Annotated in this window: 14 protein-coding genes and 1 pseudogene; 12 read left to right on the top strand and 3 right to left on the bottom strand. The window is 70.6% G+C overall.

The window, feature by feature from the left end; all coding sequences use genetic code 11:
• The first annotated feature begins 22 nt into the window (after positions 1 to 22).
• From ribH to AC07C1_RS20910, 6 genes and pseudogenes are all read left to right on the top strand, one after another.
• A complete protein-coding gene (gene ribH / locus AC07C1_RS20935; RefSeq protein ID WP_478941004.1) occupies positions 23 to 508 on the top strand; it encodes a 6,7-dimethyl-8-ribityllumazine synthase in 486 nt (161 codons plus the stop codon).
• Positions 509 to 541: 33 nt separating this feature from the next.
• Positions 542 to 814: a phosphoribosyl-ATP diphosphatase gene (locus AC07C1_RS20930; RefSeq protein ID WP_478941003.1), complete on the top strand. Its 273-nt coding sequence runs from the start codon at positions 542 to 544 to the stop codon at positions 812 to 814.
• Between the two features lie 48 nt (positions 815 to 862).
• Positions 863 to 1,711 (top strand): ATP phosphoribosyltransferase, encoded by an 849-nt coding sequence (hisG, locus tag AC07C1_RS20925; protein WP_478941001.1) that lies wholly within the window; start codon positions 863 to 865, stop codon positions 1,709 to 1,711.
• Between the two features lie 16 nt (positions 1,712 to 1,727).
• Entirely contained in the window at positions 1,728 to 2,180 is a 453-nt protein-coding gene (locus AC07C1_RS20920; RefSeq protein WP_478940999.1) for a PH domain-containing protein, read from the top strand.
• Between the two features lie 203 nt (positions 2,181 to 2,383).
• Positions 2,384 to 3,717: pseudogene (locus tag AC07C1_RS20915) on the top strand (hemolysin family protein).
• A complete protein-coding gene (locus AC07C1_RS20910; protein WP_478940997.1) occupies positions 3,714 to 4,802 on the top strand; it encodes a hemolysin family protein in 1,089 nt (362 codons plus the stop codon). The pseudogene AC07C1_RS20915 and the gene AC07C1_RS20910 overlap by 4 nt, the downstream one beginning before the upstream one ends.
• Positions 4,803 to 4,898: 96 nt before the next feature.
• Here AC07C1_RS20910 and AC07C1_RS20905 read toward each other — a convergent pair whose 3' ends face one another.
• Both AC07C1_RS20905 and AC07C1_RS20900 read right to left on the bottom strand, forming a co-directional pair.
• A complete protein-coding gene (locus AC07C1_RS20905; protein ID WP_478940995.1) occupies positions 4,899 to 6,761 on the bottom strand; it encodes an AAA family ATPase in 1,863 nt (620 codons plus the stop codon).
• Between the two features lie 432 nt (positions 6,762 to 7,193).
• The gene (locus tag AC07C1_RS20900; protein WP_478941313.1) at positions 7,194 to 7,811 is read right to left on the bottom strand and encodes a uridine kinase family protein; all 618 of its coding nucleotides are present in this window, start codon (positions 7,809 to 7,811) and stop codon (positions 7,194 to 7,196) included.
• A gap of 271 nt (positions 7,812 to 8,082) precedes the next feature.
• Between AC07C1_RS20900 and AC07C1_RS20895 the strand changes: the two genes are divergently transcribed.
• The 5 genes from AC07C1_RS20895 (at position 8,083) to AC07C1_RS20875 (ending at position 13,229) form a co-directional block, all read left to right on the top strand.
• Entirely contained in the window at positions 8,083 to 9,039 is a 957-nt protein-coding gene (locus AC07C1_RS20895) for a hypothetical protein (protein WP_478941311.1), read from the top strand.
• Positions 9,040 to 9,081: 42 nt separating this feature from the next.
• Positions 9,082 to 10,623, top strand: a complete 1,542-nt coding sequence (locus AC07C1_RS20890) for an amino acid permease (protein ID WP_478940993.1) — start codon at positions 9,082 to 9,084, stop codon at positions 10,621 to 10,623.
• A 217-nt stretch (positions 10,624 to 10,840) separates the two neighbouring features.
• Complete coding sequence (locus tag AC07C1_RS20885; RefSeq protein ID WP_478940991.1) at positions 10,841 to 12,211, top strand: peptidase C39 family protein; 1,371 nt, start codon at positions 10,841 to 10,843, stop codon at positions 12,209 to 12,211.
• A 106-nt stretch (positions 12,212 to 12,317) separates the two neighbouring features.
• A complete protein-coding gene (locus AC07C1_RS20880; protein WP_478940989.1) occupies positions 12,318 to 12,458 on the top strand; it encodes an SCO1431 family membrane protein in 141 nt (46 codons plus the stop codon).
• A gap of 72 nt (positions 12,459 to 12,530) precedes the next feature.
• The gene (locus tag AC07C1_RS20875) at positions 12,531 to 13,229 is read left to right on the top strand and encodes a TetR/AcrR family transcriptional regulator (RefSeq protein WP_478940988.1); all 699 of its coding nucleotides are present in this window, start codon (positions 12,531 to 12,533) and stop codon (positions 13,227 to 13,229) included.
• A 67-nt stretch (positions 13,230 to 13,296) separates the two neighbouring features.
• Here AC07C1_RS20875 and AC07C1_RS20870 read toward each other — a convergent pair whose 3' ends face one another.
• A complete protein-coding gene (locus AC07C1_RS20870; protein ID WP_478940986.1) occupies positions 13,297 to 14,541 on the bottom strand; it encodes a glycoside hydrolase family 18 protein in 1,245 nt (414 codons plus the stop codon).
• A gap of 333 nt (positions 14,542 to 14,874) precedes the next feature.
• Here AC07C1_RS20870 and AC07C1_RS20865 point away from each other — a divergent pair, with 333 nt between their 5' ends.
• The gene (locus AC07C1_RS20865) at positions 14,875 to 16,047 is read left to right on the top strand and encodes an acyl-CoA dehydrogenase (RefSeq protein WP_478940984.1); all 1,173 of its coding nucleotides are present in this window, start codon (positions 14,875 to 14,877) and stop codon (positions 16,045 to 16,047) included.
• Positions 16,048 to 16,163: the final 116 nt, after the last annotated feature.

The raw sequence follows: 16,163 nt of genomic DNA, 5'->3' as shown, positions 1-16,163 counted from the left end.
GCAAGTAGCACTTAGGAGAGACGTGAGCGGCAAGGGTGCACCGGAACTGTCCGTACGCAACGCGAGCGACCTCAGGGTCGCCGTCATCGCGGCACAGTGGCACGAGAAGGTGATGGACGGTCTGGTGAACGGCGCGCTGCGCGCCCTGCACGACCTGGGGATCGACGAGCCGACCCTGATCCGGGTCCCCGGCAGCTTCGAACTGCCGGTCGCCGCCAAGGTGCTGGCCGGTCGCGGCTACGACGCGGTGGTCGCCCTCGGCGTCGTCATCCGCGGCGGTACGCCCCACTTCGACTACGTGTGCCAGGGCGTGACCGCGGGCCTCACCCAGGTCTCCGTCGAGACCGGCGTCCCCGTCGGCTTCGGCGTGCTCACCTGCGACACCGAGGAGCAGGCCCTGGACCGGGCCGGTATCGAGGGCTCCAACGAGGACAAGGGGCACGAGGCGGTCACGGCCGCGGTGGCGACGGCGACCACACTCCGCTCAGTATCTGAACCCTGGCACTGAGGCACCGCCCGAACCGCGTAGGGTGGGACCACCATGTCCAAGAAGACGTTCGAGCAGCTCTTCACCGAGCTGCAGCACAAGGCCGCCCACGGCGATCCCGCCACCTCCCGTACCGCAGAGCTGGTCGGCAAGGGGGTCCATGCCATCGGCAAGAAGGTCGTCGAAGAGGCCGCCGAGGTCTGGATGGCCGCCGAGTACGAGGGCAGGGAAGCGGCCGCCGAGGAGATCTCGCAGCTGCTGTACCACGTCCAGGTGATGATGGTCGCCCGCGGGATCTCCCTGGACGACGTCTACGCCCACCTGTAAATCCCACCAGCTCACATTCACCCTCTCCACGCGAAGGAAGCCGACCTCATGCTGCGCATCGCCGTCCCCAACAAGGGTTCACTGTCCGGCCCTGCGGCGGAGATGTTGCATGAGGCCGGCTACCAGCAGCGCCGCGAGTCCAAGGAGCTGCGGATCGTCGACCCGGAGAACGAGGTCGAGTTCTTCTACCTCCGCCCCCGCGACATCGCGATCTACGTCTCCTCCGGCCGCCTCGACATCGGCATCACCGGCCGTGACCTGCTGATCGACTCCGGCGCCGACGCCGAGGAGATCCTGCCGCTGGGCTTCGCCCGCTCCACCTTCCGCTTCGCCGCCAAGCCGGGCACCGCCAACGGCATCGAGGACCTGAAGGGCAGGACGGTCGCCACCTCGTACGAGGGGATCGTCGCGGGGCACCTCGCCGACAGCGGCGTCGACGCCTCCGTCGTCCACCTCGACGGTGCCGTGGAGACCGCGATCGAGCTGGGCGTCGCCGAGGTCATCGCGGACGTCGTCGAGACCGGCACCAGCCTGCGCAACGCGGGCCTGGAGGTGTTCGGCGAGCCGATCATGAAGTCCGAGGCGATCGTCGTCCGCCGCAGGGGTGCCGACGCCGAGGAACCCAAGGTCCAGCAGTTCCTGCGCCGCCTCCAGGGCGTCCTGGTCGCGCGGACCTACGTGATGATGGACTACGACTGCCGGGTCGAGCAGCTGGAGAAGGCCGTCGCCCTTACGCCCGGCCTGGAGTCGCCGACCGTCTCGCCGCTGCACAACGAGGGCTGGGTCGCGGTCCGCGCCATGGTCCCCGCCAAGGAGGCGCAGCGGATCATGGACGACCTCTACTCCATCGGCGCCCGCGCCATCCTGACCACGGCCATCCACGCCTGCCGCCTGTAAGGGGGTCCGCACCGAGATGTCCGACGTCCCCACGCTCCCCGTCACCTTCCGTCCGGGCCACACCCGGGCCATCCTGCTCTCCGCCGGTGTCGTGATCCTCCTGGTGATCTCCGGGATCGCGATGCTGCTGCGGCTCGGCCCGGGGGAGCGGCTGACCTTCGTCGTCACGGGAGTGCTCATCTTCTGGGTGCTGGCCCAGCTGGCCCGTGTGAAGGTCGTGGCCGACGAGTCCGGCGTCACCGTCGTCAACATCGCGAGCAAGCGGCGCCTGGACTGGGCGGAGATCGTCCAGGTGAACCTCCGTCCGGGCGATCCCTGGGTGTTCCTCAACCTCAGCGACGGCACCAGCCTGCCCGCCCTCGGCATCCAGCCGGGCATCGCCAGGCAGCGCGCCATCGCCGACGCACAGGCCCTGCGGGCGCTCGCCGAAGCCCGCTCTGCCGCCCGGAAGGCACAAGATCAGGGCTGACTCGGGGGTGCCCACCCTGCCCGTGCGGCCCGTGTCTTGATTAATCTGGTGGTGGAGGCCTTTTCGCTGCGCCTCCACCCCTGCGTGCCACCCGGTGCACAGGGGTTCCTGCTACCCGAGGAGTGACTCCCTCCAGCGATGGACGGATCGTCCTGTAGTACCTGCGCCGCCCCGACCCGACACAACGGGGAGGCGGTGGCATCGTGACCATCCCCCTGCTGCTCCTCGGAGCGGCGTTCCTGCTCATTCTGGCCAACGGCTTCTTCGTGGCGGCCGAGTTCGGCCTGGTGACGGTCGAGCGTCCGGAGGCCGAGAAGGCCGCCGCCGACGGCGACAAACGCGCCCGTACGGTCGTGGAGTCGCTGAAGGAGCTGTCCTTCCAGCTCTCCGGCACCCAGCTCGGCATCACCATTACCTCCCTGGTCGTCGGCATGCTCGCCGAACCGGCCCTGGCCGAGCTGCTGCACGGCCCGTTCGCCGCGCTCGGCATCCCCGAGGGCGCCGTGTCCGGTGTCGCCGTGGTCGTCGGCATGCTGCTGGCCTCCGCGATCCAGATGGTGATCGGCGAACTCGTCCCCAAGAACTGGGCGGTGTCCAAGCCCCTGCAGGTCGCGCGGTTCGTCGCGGGCCCCCAGCACCGCTTCGCCCGTCTGTTCCGGCCGGTGATCGCCGCGCTCAACACGGTCGCCAACCGGCTGGTCCGCGCGCTCGGCGTGGAACCCACCGAGGAACTGGCCTCCGCCCGCACCCCGGGCGAACTGGTGTCCTTGGCCCGGCACTCAGCGCGGGCCGGTGCCCTGGAGCAGGACACGGCCGACCTCTTCGTCCGCACCCTGTCCCTGGGCGAGCTGACCGCGCAGCACGTCATGACCCCTCGGGTGAGGGTCAGCGCACTGCAGGACACGGCCACCGCCGAGGACATCGTCAACCTCACCCGGGCCACCGGCCTGTCCCGCTTCCCCGTCTACCGGGAGAAGATCGACGAGATCGTCGGCATGGCCCACCTCAAGGACGCGCTGGCGGTCCCGGTGCACGACCGGCTGCGCACGCCGGTCGCCCGTATCGCCCGCAGGGCACTCCTCGTCCCCGAGACCCTGCCCGTCCAGCCGCTTCTCGCCCGGCTGCGCAGCGAGCAGCCGATCGCCGTCGTCGTCGACGAGTACGGCGGCACGGCCGGCGTGGTGACCCTCGAGGACATCGTCGAGGAACTGGTCGGCGAGGTCCGTGACGAGCACGATGCCAAGGACGTGCCCGAGCTGGCGGCCGCCCCGCCCGAGGACGGCAGGCCGGCCTGGGATGTCGACGGCAGCTGCCGCGTCGACATCCTCCAGCGCATAGGCCTCGACGTGCCGGAGGGGCCGTACGAGACCGTCGCCGGCCTGGTCGCCGACCTGCTCGGCCGTATCCCCGCCCCCGGCGACCGGGCCGAACTGCCGGCTGGCGGCTCTCGGTCCGGCAGGTCGGCCACTACCGCGCCGAACGGGTCCGCCTGGTTCGGACGGTCCCCGCGGTGAACGTCATGGAGGCGGCCCGATGAGCGTCCTCCAACTGGTCTTCGCCGCGCTGCTCGTGCTCGCCAACGGCTTCTTCGTCGGCGCCGAGTTCGCGCTCGTCTCCGTCCGCCGCAGCCAGATCGAACCGCTCGGCACGGCCCGGGCACGCCAGGTGCTGTACGGCCTCGAACGGCTCCCCCAGATGATGGCCGCCGCCCAGTTCGGCATCACCGTCTGCTCCCTGACCCTCGGCGCGGTCGCCGAACCGACGGTGGCACAGCTCCTTGAACCGGTGTTCGAGGGGATCCATCTCCCGGACGGCGTGATCCATCCCCTCGGCTATGTCATCGCCCTCGCCGCGGTGGTCTTCTTCCACCTGGTCATCGGCGAGATGGTGCCGAAGAACCTCGCCATGGCGGCGCCCGAGAAGGCGGCACTCTGGCTCAGCCCGGGCCTGGTCTGGTTCGCCCGGCTGTGCAGACCGATCACCGTGTCCCTCGGCGCCTGCGCCCAGGGCATCCTCCGGCTCTTCCGCGTCGAGCCCAAGGACGAGGTCGAGGCCGTCGTCACCAGCGAGCAGCTGAACCGCCTGCTGGAGGACTCGGGCCAGGCGGGTCTGCTCGACCCCGAGGAGCAGGAGCGGCTGGAGGACGCCCTGGAGCTGGGCTCCCGTCCGGTGACGGACGTCCTGCTGCGCCGGGAGTCACTGGTGACGGTGACCCCGTCGGTCACACCGGGCGAGATCGTGGATCTGACCGCCCGCACGGGCTACTCCCGCTTCCCGGTCGCGGCGGCGGAGAAGGGGCCCTTCATGGGGTACGTCCACGTGAAGGACGTCCTCGACCTGGAGGAGTCCGACCGCGCGGTTCCTCAGCACGTCTGGCGCCCCATGACCACCCTGCGCGCCGAGCTGCCGCTGGACGACGCGCTCACGGTGATGCGCCGAGCGGCCACCCACCTGGCCCAGGTGGCGGACGCGAGCGGCCGGGTGCTGGGCCTGGTCGCCCTGGAGGACGCACTGGAGCTCCTGGTGGGCGAGGTGCGGGATCCGGCGCACCGGGAAACGGCCGACGTGAAGCTGACGGAACCGAGGTCGAGTGGGGAGCCGGAGGAGGTACTGGCCTCCTAGACCGTCGTCGCCCGCGGGCGCGCGGGGACTGGTCGCGCGGTCCCCCGCGCCCCTGGGAGCCGCGGCGGCCGTACCCGCGTCGCACCGCGGCCGCACCTACAGGGCCGACGGATCCTGCGGCCCCCGTCCCGACAGCACCTCTCCGTACGCCTGCATCAGGTCCGGCAACCGCAGCGTCGCCAGATCCGACCGTGACAGCGCCCCGGCGTACGTCGACAACCGCAGATCCCGGTACGCACAGCTCTTCTCGTACAGCGTCCGCAGGAACCGCCCGTTCCCCAGCTCGTCGATCCACCCCTGATCCACCACGTGCCCGGCGATCGACCGCAGCTCCTCCAACGCCTCCTCGTCCCACAGGTCCCCGTTCTCAGAGGCCAGCACCTTGCCGATCTCGGTGAGCTCCTGCGGCCGGTAGGAAGGGAAGTCGACACGGGTCGTGAAGCGGGAGGACAGCCCGGGATTCGCCGCCAGCAGCCGGTCCATGCCCTCCGGATAGCCGGCCAGGATCACCACCAGGTGGTCCCGGTTGTCCTCGGCCCGCTTGAGCAGCACCTGCAGCGCCTCGTCGCCGTACGCGTCCCCCTTGCCGTATCCGGAGTTGGACAGCGAGTACGCCTCGTCCACGAACAGCACCCCGCCGATCGCGGAGTCGATCAGCTCATTGGCCTTCACGGCCGTCTGCCCGAGGTACTCGCCGACCAGATCGGCCCGCTGGGCCTCCACCAGGTGATCCCCACCGAGCAGGCCCAGTGCGTAGAACACCCGTCCGAGAATCCGCGCGACCGTGGTCTTCCCGGTCCCCGACGGACCGGAGAAGACGAAGTGCCGTTTCGGTGGCTGCACCGGCAGCCCCTGCCCGGTCCGCAGCCGGGCCATGTTCAGCTGCGCGGACAACGCCTTGACCTGGCGCTTGACCGGCTCGAGCCCCACCATGCGCTCCAGCTCGGCGAGCGCCTCCTCGAGCAGGGCCGGATCGGTCGGTCCGGCGGGGATCGGGGACGAGGACACCCCTGTCTTCACGCGCACCACCGGGTCGCTCACCGACGGCAGGGGTCCGGTCGGCAGATCCGGTTCCGGCAGCCGCAGATCGCGGCCTTCCATGCCGAAGAGCGGATCGAACCCGTCCGGCCCGTCCACGGTGTCCTGCCCGATGCCGGTCAGCGTGATCGCGGCGAGGCCGGCCGCGTCGTCGTACCCGTCGCCCTCGGCGATCGCGGCGAGCCGCGCCGAGGTGTCCATGAAGGCCGCGTCGACCCGGTGCACCGCCCGGTACAGCGGGAGCGCGGCGGCCGAGCGGCCGGTGCCCTCGTGGGCGCGGGCCAGCCAGTACCGCAGCTCCTTGCGCTGCGGCTGCTCGCTGCGGCAACGCATCAGTGCCGCCGAGAGAAGGGGCTCGGCCTGCCCGTACATCTCCAGCCGCACCCGGGCCATGCCGCCGAACAGGCCCGCCTCGATACCGAGCAGGGGATCGTCCAGCAGCGGATCGGTGTGCCGGACGAGCTGGTCCCAGTCCTTGACCAGGTAGGCGCGGCAGGCGTGCAGGAAGCGGACCTGCGGATCGGTGTCGACCGGGGGCAGACCGGCGAGCGCCCGGTCCAGCTCGGGCACGTGCCGGCCGTCCAGCCAGTGCGAGGCGTGCGCCAGCAGCAGATCGCGCGGGCTCTCCAGCACCGGCTGCACCCACCAGCCCAGCCAGTACCAGGAGTTGAGGGCCCTGCGGTGCCGGGCGCGCTGTTCACCGAAGCGCTCGCGGTGCCGGAACATCCTCAGCAGCGCGGTCGTCGTGTCGACCCGCAGCGCGTGCAGCCCGAGCCAGGCGTCCGCCATGCCCGGGTCCGTCCGCACCGCGGTGCGGAACTCCTCCTCGGCCTGCGGGTAGGCGCCCATCGTGTAGGCGTCCACACCTCGCAGCCAGGCCAGGTCGGCCGGGGCCTCGGGGCCCTGCGTGCCGAAGTCCATCACGTCCCCCCACAGACCGTGCCCCGTGGTTCACCACCGGGCGGTCGCCCGACGGCCGCCGCAGTCGAACCGCCGTGCCGCGGACCGGAGTTACCGGTGCGCGAGGCAGCCGCTCGAAGGTCGCACCGAGGGCATCGTACCCGCGGCCGGACCACCTGCCGAAGGGTGCCGCACAGGCCGTTTGACGAGGTGGAAGCAGATGGGGCGCACACGATTTCGTGACCCAGGGTGAGCGGATCGGTGCGGGGGGCGCCCAGGAAACGGGCCGCGGGCAGAACGAAGCCCCCGGTCACGGGGGAACAACCGGGGGCTTCGCGTCGATGGGCGGCTCCGAATGGCCGCACATTGAGAACGTAAGTCCTGTCCGGGCCCCGGGTCAAGCGCCGTTGAGGCACTCGGAGAAGTTCGCCCGCAAGGCTCTTCACGGCTTCATCACATCGCTGTGGGCCCCTCACTTTGGGTAGTGATCTGGTCCGGTCCAGGGGATGACCCAGGCCCCGGAAGTACCTCGTACCCCTCCGGTGTCTGCAGCACCAGCAGGTCGGCATGGGGGCGCGAAGGGTCGGCGGCGAAGTGCGTGCGCTCCGCCTCGACCCAGCCGTCCCAGAACTCCCCTTGCTCCGCCCCGTCCCGCGACCGGCCCCGCCCCCAGGACTCCTCCGGGGGCAGCTCCATCCACAGCAGCCCCGCCAGATGCGGCCGCAGCGCACGGCGGCCGGCGCCGACGCCCTCGATCAGCACCACGGGCGCGGGCGGCAGCGTGCGGGGCGCGCCGAACGTGCGAGCGCGCCAGTCGTAGGGGGTGTAGTACGCGCTCTCGCCACGGGCCAGCGGCGCGATCACCTGGTCCATCAGCCGGCCGGTCCACGCGAAGAGCTGCTCGTGGCTGGCGATGTCGTCGAGGTGGAGCACCGGCGCCCCGCCCAGCGCGGCGGCGAGCCGCCAGGCGAAGGTGGATTTGCCGGAGCCGGCGTGCCCGTCGACGCCGATCAGCCGGACCGGCCCCACGGAGGGGGGAAGCCCGCGCAGCCGGGCGGCGAGGTCGTGAATGGTGATTCCCGAGGTGTGGTGCGGTGTGGCGGGTTATCCGGAAACAGTCTAGTGCCGGTCCGTGGTGACCGGACCGACCGCACTCCGCCCCTGCCGTCGGGCCGGAAGACGTCACGATTTGAACCATTGGCCGGCAGCCAGTCAATCGCGCCGATAAACATTCCGAATCCCCTGACCGATATGTCGAATTCGGCGTTCCGGGTGTGCCCGCCGCTGAGTAAGGTGCCTCGTGCGCAACTGTGATGCGGCGAACGGGGACGGGCGGGTGGACATGGCCACGGAGTTATTCGAGGGGCACTATGTGTGGCATCCGGCGGCCGACGACCGAGTCTTGGCAAGCGTTTGCGTCGATGTGCGCGCCGGACGTTATCGATACGCGTCCGAGGCGCTCGCCGAGACGCGTTCCGACTTCGCCCTGCGCGCCCACCGCTCGCTGGTGCTCGCCTCCGAGGCGGCCGGTACCGACCTGGTGGAGCGCTGGCTGGACGAGGAGCCGACACCCGAGGCGGCCCTGATGTGGGCCCGGGTCGCGGTGCAGCGCGCGCTGCGGGCCGCCGACGCGCGGGACGAGCGCGCCGAGACGCTGGAGCGGATAGCGCTGACCGCCTGCGACCGCGCCGCCGCCCTGGCTCCCGGTGACCCCACTCCCTGGGTCGCCAAGCTGGCCATGGCCCGGTTGCACCGGCTGCGCGACCCGGCCCCGCAAGGGCTGCTCACCGCCCCACCGGGGCCCTGGCGGCTGTTCGCGCACGTCCTGTCCCTGGACCCGTGGCACCGCGAGGCGCACCACCGCTTTCTGTCCTGCTTCTTCACGCGCTACGGCGGCTCGGTCAACGCCGCCTGGGACGTGGCCGCCTTCCTCAGCCAGCGGGCGCCGGCCGACTCCGCGCTCCGGCTGCTGCCCCTGGTGGCCCTGGTGGAGAGCTACAACCCGACCCAGTTGCTCGCCGACCGGGTCTGGGAGCAGCCCCAGTGGCGCTCCACCGCACTGGCGATCTACCACAACTGGCTTCCGGCGATGGCCGGTTACCGCTTCACCCCGGTGCTCGACCTGGCCTACCTCGCGCACGCGCTGGTCATGGCCCAGCGCGAGTTCGAGGCCCGGGCGGTGTTCACGGCGATGGGCCCGTACGCCTCGCGCATGCCCTGGAGTGCCTTCGGCGACCCCGTCGAGCAGCTCAACCGGGCCCGGCGTGCCTGCGGACTGCCCGTCCCCGGACCCGTCTGACCCGCTCGTCCCCCCTTTTCCCATCGAGAGAAAGGCCGATCAGTGTCGGAACGGACATCGACGCCGCGCGCGAAGAGACGCGCGGGCGAAGACGCGGTCGTGCTCGACGACGACGCGACCCTGCACGCGATGGGTTATCCGCGGAAACTCACCCGACGGTTCAAGGCGTTCGACAATTTCGCGATCTCCTTCACCATCATCAATATCCTCTCGGGTATTTTCTCGTCCTTCGGATTCGGTATGAGTGCGGGCGGCCCTCGCGTTCTCGTATTCGGCTGGATCGGCGTCTCCATCATGGTGCTGCTCATCGGCGCGGCCATGGCGGAAGTCGCCTCGGCCTATCCGACGAGCGGTGCCCTGTATTTCTCGGCCGGTAAACTCGCCAAGCGGCACAAGGGCGCCTGGTCCTGGTTCACGGGCTGGCTCAATTTCGTGGGCCAGATCGGCGGCACCGCGGCCACCGGCTACGCGGCCGCCACCTTCATCCAGGCGTTCGTGCAGCTGCAGTGGCCCTCCTACCAGCCGACCGCGCACCAGACGGTGTTGATCACGGCCCTGATCATCGTGCTGCAGGGACTCGCCAACACCTACACCGTCCAGCTCGTCGCCGTACTGAACCGCATTTCCGTCTGGTGGCTGTTGGTCGGACTCGTCGTGATCGTGGGCGCACTCATAGTGATGCCCGATCATCATCAGCCGGCGTCCTTCGTGACGCATTTCGAGAACAACACCGGGTTCACGAGCGGACTTTACGGCGGCATGCTCGGCCTGCTGGTCACCAGTTGGACCTTCACCGGGTTCGACGGCAGCTTCCACATGTCCGAGGAAACGGTCGGCGCCACACTCAACGCCCCGAAGGGGATCACTCGCGCCATCGGCTATTCGGCGATCACCGGCCTGATCCTGATGCTGGCACTGGTCTACAGCATTGGCGACTACGCCAAGGTGGCCGGAGCGGGGACGCCGCCCGTCCAGATTCTCATCGACGGCCTCGGACTCGGCACCGCCAAGGTCATGCTCCTCATCGTCATCGGGGCGATGCTCTTCTGCGGCCTGGCCAACCTCACCAGCAACACCCGGCAGATCTTCGCCTTCTCCCGGGACGGTGCCATGCCCGGCTCCCGCTTGTGGCACTCGGTCTCGCTGCGCACCCGTACCCCCGTGAAGGCGGTATGGCTCGCGGTGGGCTGCTCGCTGGCCCTCGTCGTCCCCGGCTGGTGGTCGCACACGGCGTTCACGGCCATCGTCAGCGTCAACGTCGTCGGGCTCTTCCTCGCCTACGCCGTACCGATCTTCCTGCGGCTCCGGCTCGGTGACGCGTTCCAGCCCGGGCCCTGGCACCTGGGCCGCTGGGGCCGGCCGGTCGGCTGGCTCGCGGTGGTCTGGATCCTGCTCAGCAGCGTCCTGTTCATGCTGCCGCAGGCCTCGCCGATCACCGTCGACTCCTTCAACTACGCGCCGATCGCGCTCGCCGCCGTCCTGCTCGTGGCCACGGTGTGGTGGTTCGCCACCGCCCGCCGCCGCTTCCAGGGCCCGGTCAGCTACGGCCGGCCCGACGAGGTCGCCGCGATGGACCTCATCTGACCCGCCCGGCGACACGCTCGTCCCCCCGGCCCCGGCGCACGCCCCCCGCGCCGGGGCCTTGGCGCACCCCGCGGAAACCCCTTTCATTGGCCAAGACCAATATTCATGGCGCGGCATGCGCGGAAGTGCTGGCAGGGGTATGCCGCCTGATCCATAGTTGGCGCACAACCGTGCACCGGATCAGCCCCGACTCGGACACCTGGGGGTATTCGCGCCCATGAGCAGAGCCGAACAGCCGTCCCGCAGAACCGTCCTGGCCGTCGCCGTCGCCGCGGCGGTGACCGCCACGGCGGCCCCCACCGCCGCCGCAGCGCCGGGAACCGCCGCCCGCACCGGCGCCCCGGCCCAGGCGCCGGACCGCCCGATCGACTACCACGCCTGGACCACCCACCGTGAGTGGCGTTCCGGCACCGCCCAGGGCACCCGGGCCGTCTCCGGTCACCGCCCCGGCCTCGTGATCGGCGCGCCCGCCGGCCGCAGCGACTACACCGACCCGCACACCGGCACCACCGCCACCTGGGAGTACGCCACCTGGACCTCCCCGGTCCACCGGCTCACCGTCCCCGCCACCGAGGTCATCGCCTCCTGGAACGCGCACACCCCCGATGGCACCTGGCTCCAGGTGGAGCTGCGGGGCACGTACTCCGACGGCACCGACACGCCCTGGTACGTGATGGGCCGCTGGGCGGCCGGCGACCAGGACATCAAGCGGACTTCGGTGGACGACCAGACCGACGGCAAGAGCACCATCTGGACCGACACCTTCTCCATCGACGACGCGGGCACCGGCCTGCGCCTGACGTCGTACCGCCTGCGCCTCACCCTGTACCGCAAGCCCGGCACGCACCTCACCCCGACCGTCTGGCGGCTCGGCGCGATGGGCTCCGACATCCCGGACCGCTTCACCGTCCCCGCCTCCACTCCCGGTCTCGCCCAGGAACTGGCCGTCCCGCGCTACTCGCAGGAGATCCACAAGGGCCAGTACCCGCAGTACGACAACGGTGGCGAGGCCTGGTGCAGCCCCACCTCCTCGCAGATGATCATCGAGTACTGGGGCGGCCGGCTCACAGCCGAGCAACTTTCCTGGGTGGACCCCAGCTATGCCGACCCGCAGGTCGACCACGCCGCCCGCTTCACCTACGACCACCAGTACCAGGGCTGCGGCAACTGGCCCTTCAATGCGGCCTACGCGGCCACCTACCCGGGCCTCCAGGGTGTGGTCACCCGGCTCACCTCCCTCACCGACCTGGAGACGCTGGTCGCGGCCGGTATCCCGGCCATAACGTCCCAGTCCTTCCTGAAGACCGAGTTGACCGGCGCCGGGTACGGCACCTCCGGCCATCTGATGACGGTCATCGGCTTCACCGCGGACGGCGACGTGATCGCGAACGACCCGGCCTCGCCGAACGACGAGGCGGTACGGCGGGTCTATCTGCGCCGGGAGTTCGAGAACATCTGGCTGCGGACCAAGCGGTACAACGCCTCCGGCAAGGTCGTCTCCGGCACCGGCGGGGTCTGCTACCTGTACTTCCCAGCCCACCCGAGCCCGCGCCAGTGCAAGGCGCTCGCCTCGGTGGGCGTGCGCTGAACCGGCCTGTGTGAGCAACGTCTCCGCCGCAAACGCCGTCGCGGGTGGCAAGGTGGACAAACGGTGGGGAAATTCCACTCCACACGTCCGACCTCTGTGAGAAACCATGACCGCACACCCGGCCACCGCCACCCGCGTCCGCACCGGCGGCCCCCAGGAAGACGGCCCGAACATCCTCGAGCACGTCATGGGCTGGGTGCTCGTCGTGGTGACCGCGATGCTCGTGACCCAGCTCGGCCTGCTCTGATCCGACCTCACGCGCGAGGCATGTTCTGACATACTGCGGAGGTCCCACCGACCTCCCAGACCAGGGTCGAAATTGAATATGCCTCAGCAGCGTGCCGCCGCCCGCCCCCCAGCTCTCGACCCCGCTGGAGCAGGGGACGCGCCGCTCCGGGCGCGCGGCACCGAGCGCTCGGTGGCGCGTCGCGCCGAACTCATCGCCATCGGGCGGAAGCTGTTCGCCGACACCTCCTACGACGCGCTGTCCATGGACGACATCGCCCGCCAGGCGCATGTCGCCAAGGGGCTGATCTACTACTACTTCCGGTCCAAGCGCGGCTATTACCTGGCGATCGTCCAGGACTCCGTCGCCGACCTGGTCTCCTCCGCCGGAAACGGCCTCGAGCTGGCCGCCCGGGACCGCGTCCACCGCACCATCGACGGCTATCTGCGCTACGCCGAGCACCACCAGGCCGCCTACCGCACCATCGTCAGCGGCGGAGTCGGCTTCGACACCGAGGTGCACGCCATCCGGGACGGCGTACGCGCGGCGATCATCGCCACCATCGCCGAAGGTGCCTACGGCCGCGGCGACATCGCCCCGCTCGCCCGCATGGGCCTGCTCTCCTGGGTGTGCAGCGTCGAGGGCGCCACCCTGGACTGGATCGCCCGCCCCGAGCTGTCCCGCGACACCCTGTGCGAGTTGCTGGTGAAGACGCTCGGCGGAGCCCTGCGCGCCATCGAGGAGCTGGACCCGGGCTACCCGGCCCCGCCCCCGGCCCGCCGCGGCGACTGACACGCACAAGGGAGCGAAGGGCCCGTGGCCCTCCGCTCCCGAGTAGCCCGTGGTGCCCGTGGTGGGGTCAGTTGATGGCCTTGATCAGCTCACCGCTCGCGGTGTCGCCGCTCAGCTCCCAGAAGAAGGTGCCGCCCAGACCCTGCTGGTTCTTGTACGTCATCTTCGTGGCGACGGTCGCCGGGGTGTCGTAACTCCACCAGTCGTTCCCGCACTTGGCGTAGGCCGTGCCGCCCACCGTCCCGGTCACCGGGCACTTGGTCTTGAGCACCTTGTAGTCGTCGATGCCCTGCTCGTAGGTGCCCGCCGCCGGCCCGGTCGCCGTGCCGCCGGGAGCCGCCTGCGTGACACCGGTCCAGCCGCGCCCGTAGAAGCCGATTCCCAGCAGCAGCTTCGAGGCCGGGATGCCGAGGCCCTTGAGCTTCGCGACGGTCGCCGAGGTGTGGTAGTTCGCCTTGGGGATGCCCGAGTAGGAGTTCAGCGGGGAGTGCGGGGCGGTCGGGCCCGCGGCGTCCCAGGCGCCGAAGTAGTCGTACGTCATCGGGTTGTACCAGTCGACGTACTGGGCGGCGCCCGCGTAGTCCGCCGCGTCGATCTTGCCGCCGCCGGTGGCGTCCGCGGTGATCGCGGCCGTGACCAGGTTGCCGGAGCCGAACTTCGAGCGCAGGGCGCCCATGAGGTTCCTGAAGGCCTCCCGTCCGCTGGTGTCACAGGTGTTGCCGCAGGCGTTCGGATACTCCCAGTCGATGTCGATGCCGTCGAAGACGCCCGCCCACTTGGAGTTCTTCACCAGGTCGTAGCAGGACTGGGCGAAGGCCGCCGGGTTCTTCGCGGCCTCCCCGAAGCCACTGGACCAGGTCCAGCCGCCGAAGGACCACAGGACCTTCAGGCCCGGGTGCTTCTTCTTCAGCTTCAGCAACTGGTTGAAGTTGCCGCGCAGCGGCTGGTCCCAGGTGTCGGCGACGCCGTCGACCGACTCGGCGGCCGTGTAGGCGCGGTCGGTGGCCGCGTAGGAGTCGCCCATCGCGCACTTGCCGCCGGTGACGTTGCCGAAGGCGTAGTTGATGTGGGTCAGCCTGGCCGCCGAGCCCGAGGTCTCGACGTTCTTGACGTAGTACTTGCGGTCGTAGGTGCCCCATTCGGTGAAGTAGCCGACGACCTTGGAACCGGCCTGGACCCGCTCGGCGGCGGGAGCGGCCGTGGTCGCGGTCGCGGTGCCCGCGCCGGCCAGCAGCCCGGCACCGAGGACGGCGGAACACGCGGCGGAGACGAGCGCCCGGCACCAGGCGCGGGAGCGGCGGGGAGTGTGCATCGGGTGGGCTCCTCGTGGGGGAGAGGGGAACGCGCGCCGATTGGCATGAACGCGGTAAAGCGTTGGTCATGCAGAGTAGGAGGACTAGACCAGTAGGTCAATGGTTCGGACCAATTCCGGAGGCTGAAGGAGGGCGGACCGGATTCCTGAAGTAAGCGGTCGTTAACTGGTGACGGAAGGCCCTCGATCGGGCATACTCACAGCGCACAGCCGCTGGTCAGCAGCTTCCGAGACCCGGGAGCCGGCCCCTACGGCCGACCGGAACGATCAGGCGGAGCCGCCCCCACCCACGGGCCGGTCCGCCGGTGCCCGAACAGGGAGGAGACCGACGCCATGCCCGACCGCGACCCGCAGCCGGTGGAGCGTCAGCTGCCGACGGAGGAGGCGCGGGATCTGCTCGCGCTCGCCCGGGAGATCGCCCAGCGCGAGATCGCGCCGAAGGCCGCCGAGGAGGAGGACGCGGGACGCTTCCCGCGCGAGGTCTTCACCCTGCTCTCCGAAGCCGGCCTGCTCGGCCTGCCGTACGACTCGGAGTACGGCGGCGGCGACCAGCCCTACGAGGTGTACCTGCAGGTCCTGGAGGAGCTGGCCGCGGCACGGCTCACCGTGGGCCTCGGCGTCAGCGTGCACACGCTCGCCTCCTACGCGCTCGCCGCCCACGGCACCAAGCAGCAGCAGGTCGAGCACCTGCCCGCGATGCTCGGCGGCGGCCTGCTCGGGGCGTACTGCCTCTCCGAGCCCTCCTCGGGTTCGGACGCGGCCTCCCTGCGCACCAAGGCCGTCCGGGACGGTGACGAGTGGGTGATCACCGGCACCAAGGCCTGGATCACGCACGGCGGCATCGCCGACTTCTACACCGTGATGGCCCGCACCGGCGAGGACGGCCCGCGTGGGATCACCGCCTTCCTGGTGCCGGGCGACGCGCCGGGCCTCAGTGGTGCGGCGCCCGAGAAGAAGATGGGCATGAAGGGCTCGCCCACCGCCCAGGTCCACCTGGACGGCGTAAGGGTCCCCGCTGACCGGCGCATCGGCGAGGAGGGCCAGGGCTTCGCCATCGCCCTGTCCGCCCTCGACTCAGGACGGCTCGGCATCGCGGCCTGCGCCGTCGGCCTCGCCCAGGCCGCGCTGGACCAGGCGGTCGCCTACGCCACCCAGCGCCGGCAGTTCGGCCGGCCCATCGCCGACTTCCAGGGGCTGCGGTTCATGATCGCCGACATGGCGACCCAGATCGAGGCCGGCCGCGCGTTGTACCTCGCGGCGGCCCGGCTGCGCGACGCCGGCAGGCCGTTCGCGAAGCAGGCGGCCATGGCCAAGCTGCACTGCACCGACACGGCCATGAAGGTCACGACGGACGCCGTGCAGATACTCGGGGGCTACGGCTACACCGCCGACTTCCCGGCCGAGCGCTACATGCGCGAGGCCAAGGTCCTGCAGATCGTCGAGGGCACCAACCAGATCCAGCGGATGGTCATCGCCCGTCATGTGGCGGGACCCGAAGGTCGCTGAACTGGCCCGCGCGGACGGTCGGGGCCGCCAGCCTGACCCACTCCGGGTCGTGGCGGCCCGGCAGCGTGCGGCCCCGGTCCGCCCAGACGCGCATCAGGTCGCGGTAGATGGGCGGA

This window comes from Streptomyces sp. NPDC045022 (genome assembly GCF_056432605.1).
This window is presented reverse-complemented; position numbering and strand designations above follow the sequence as displayed.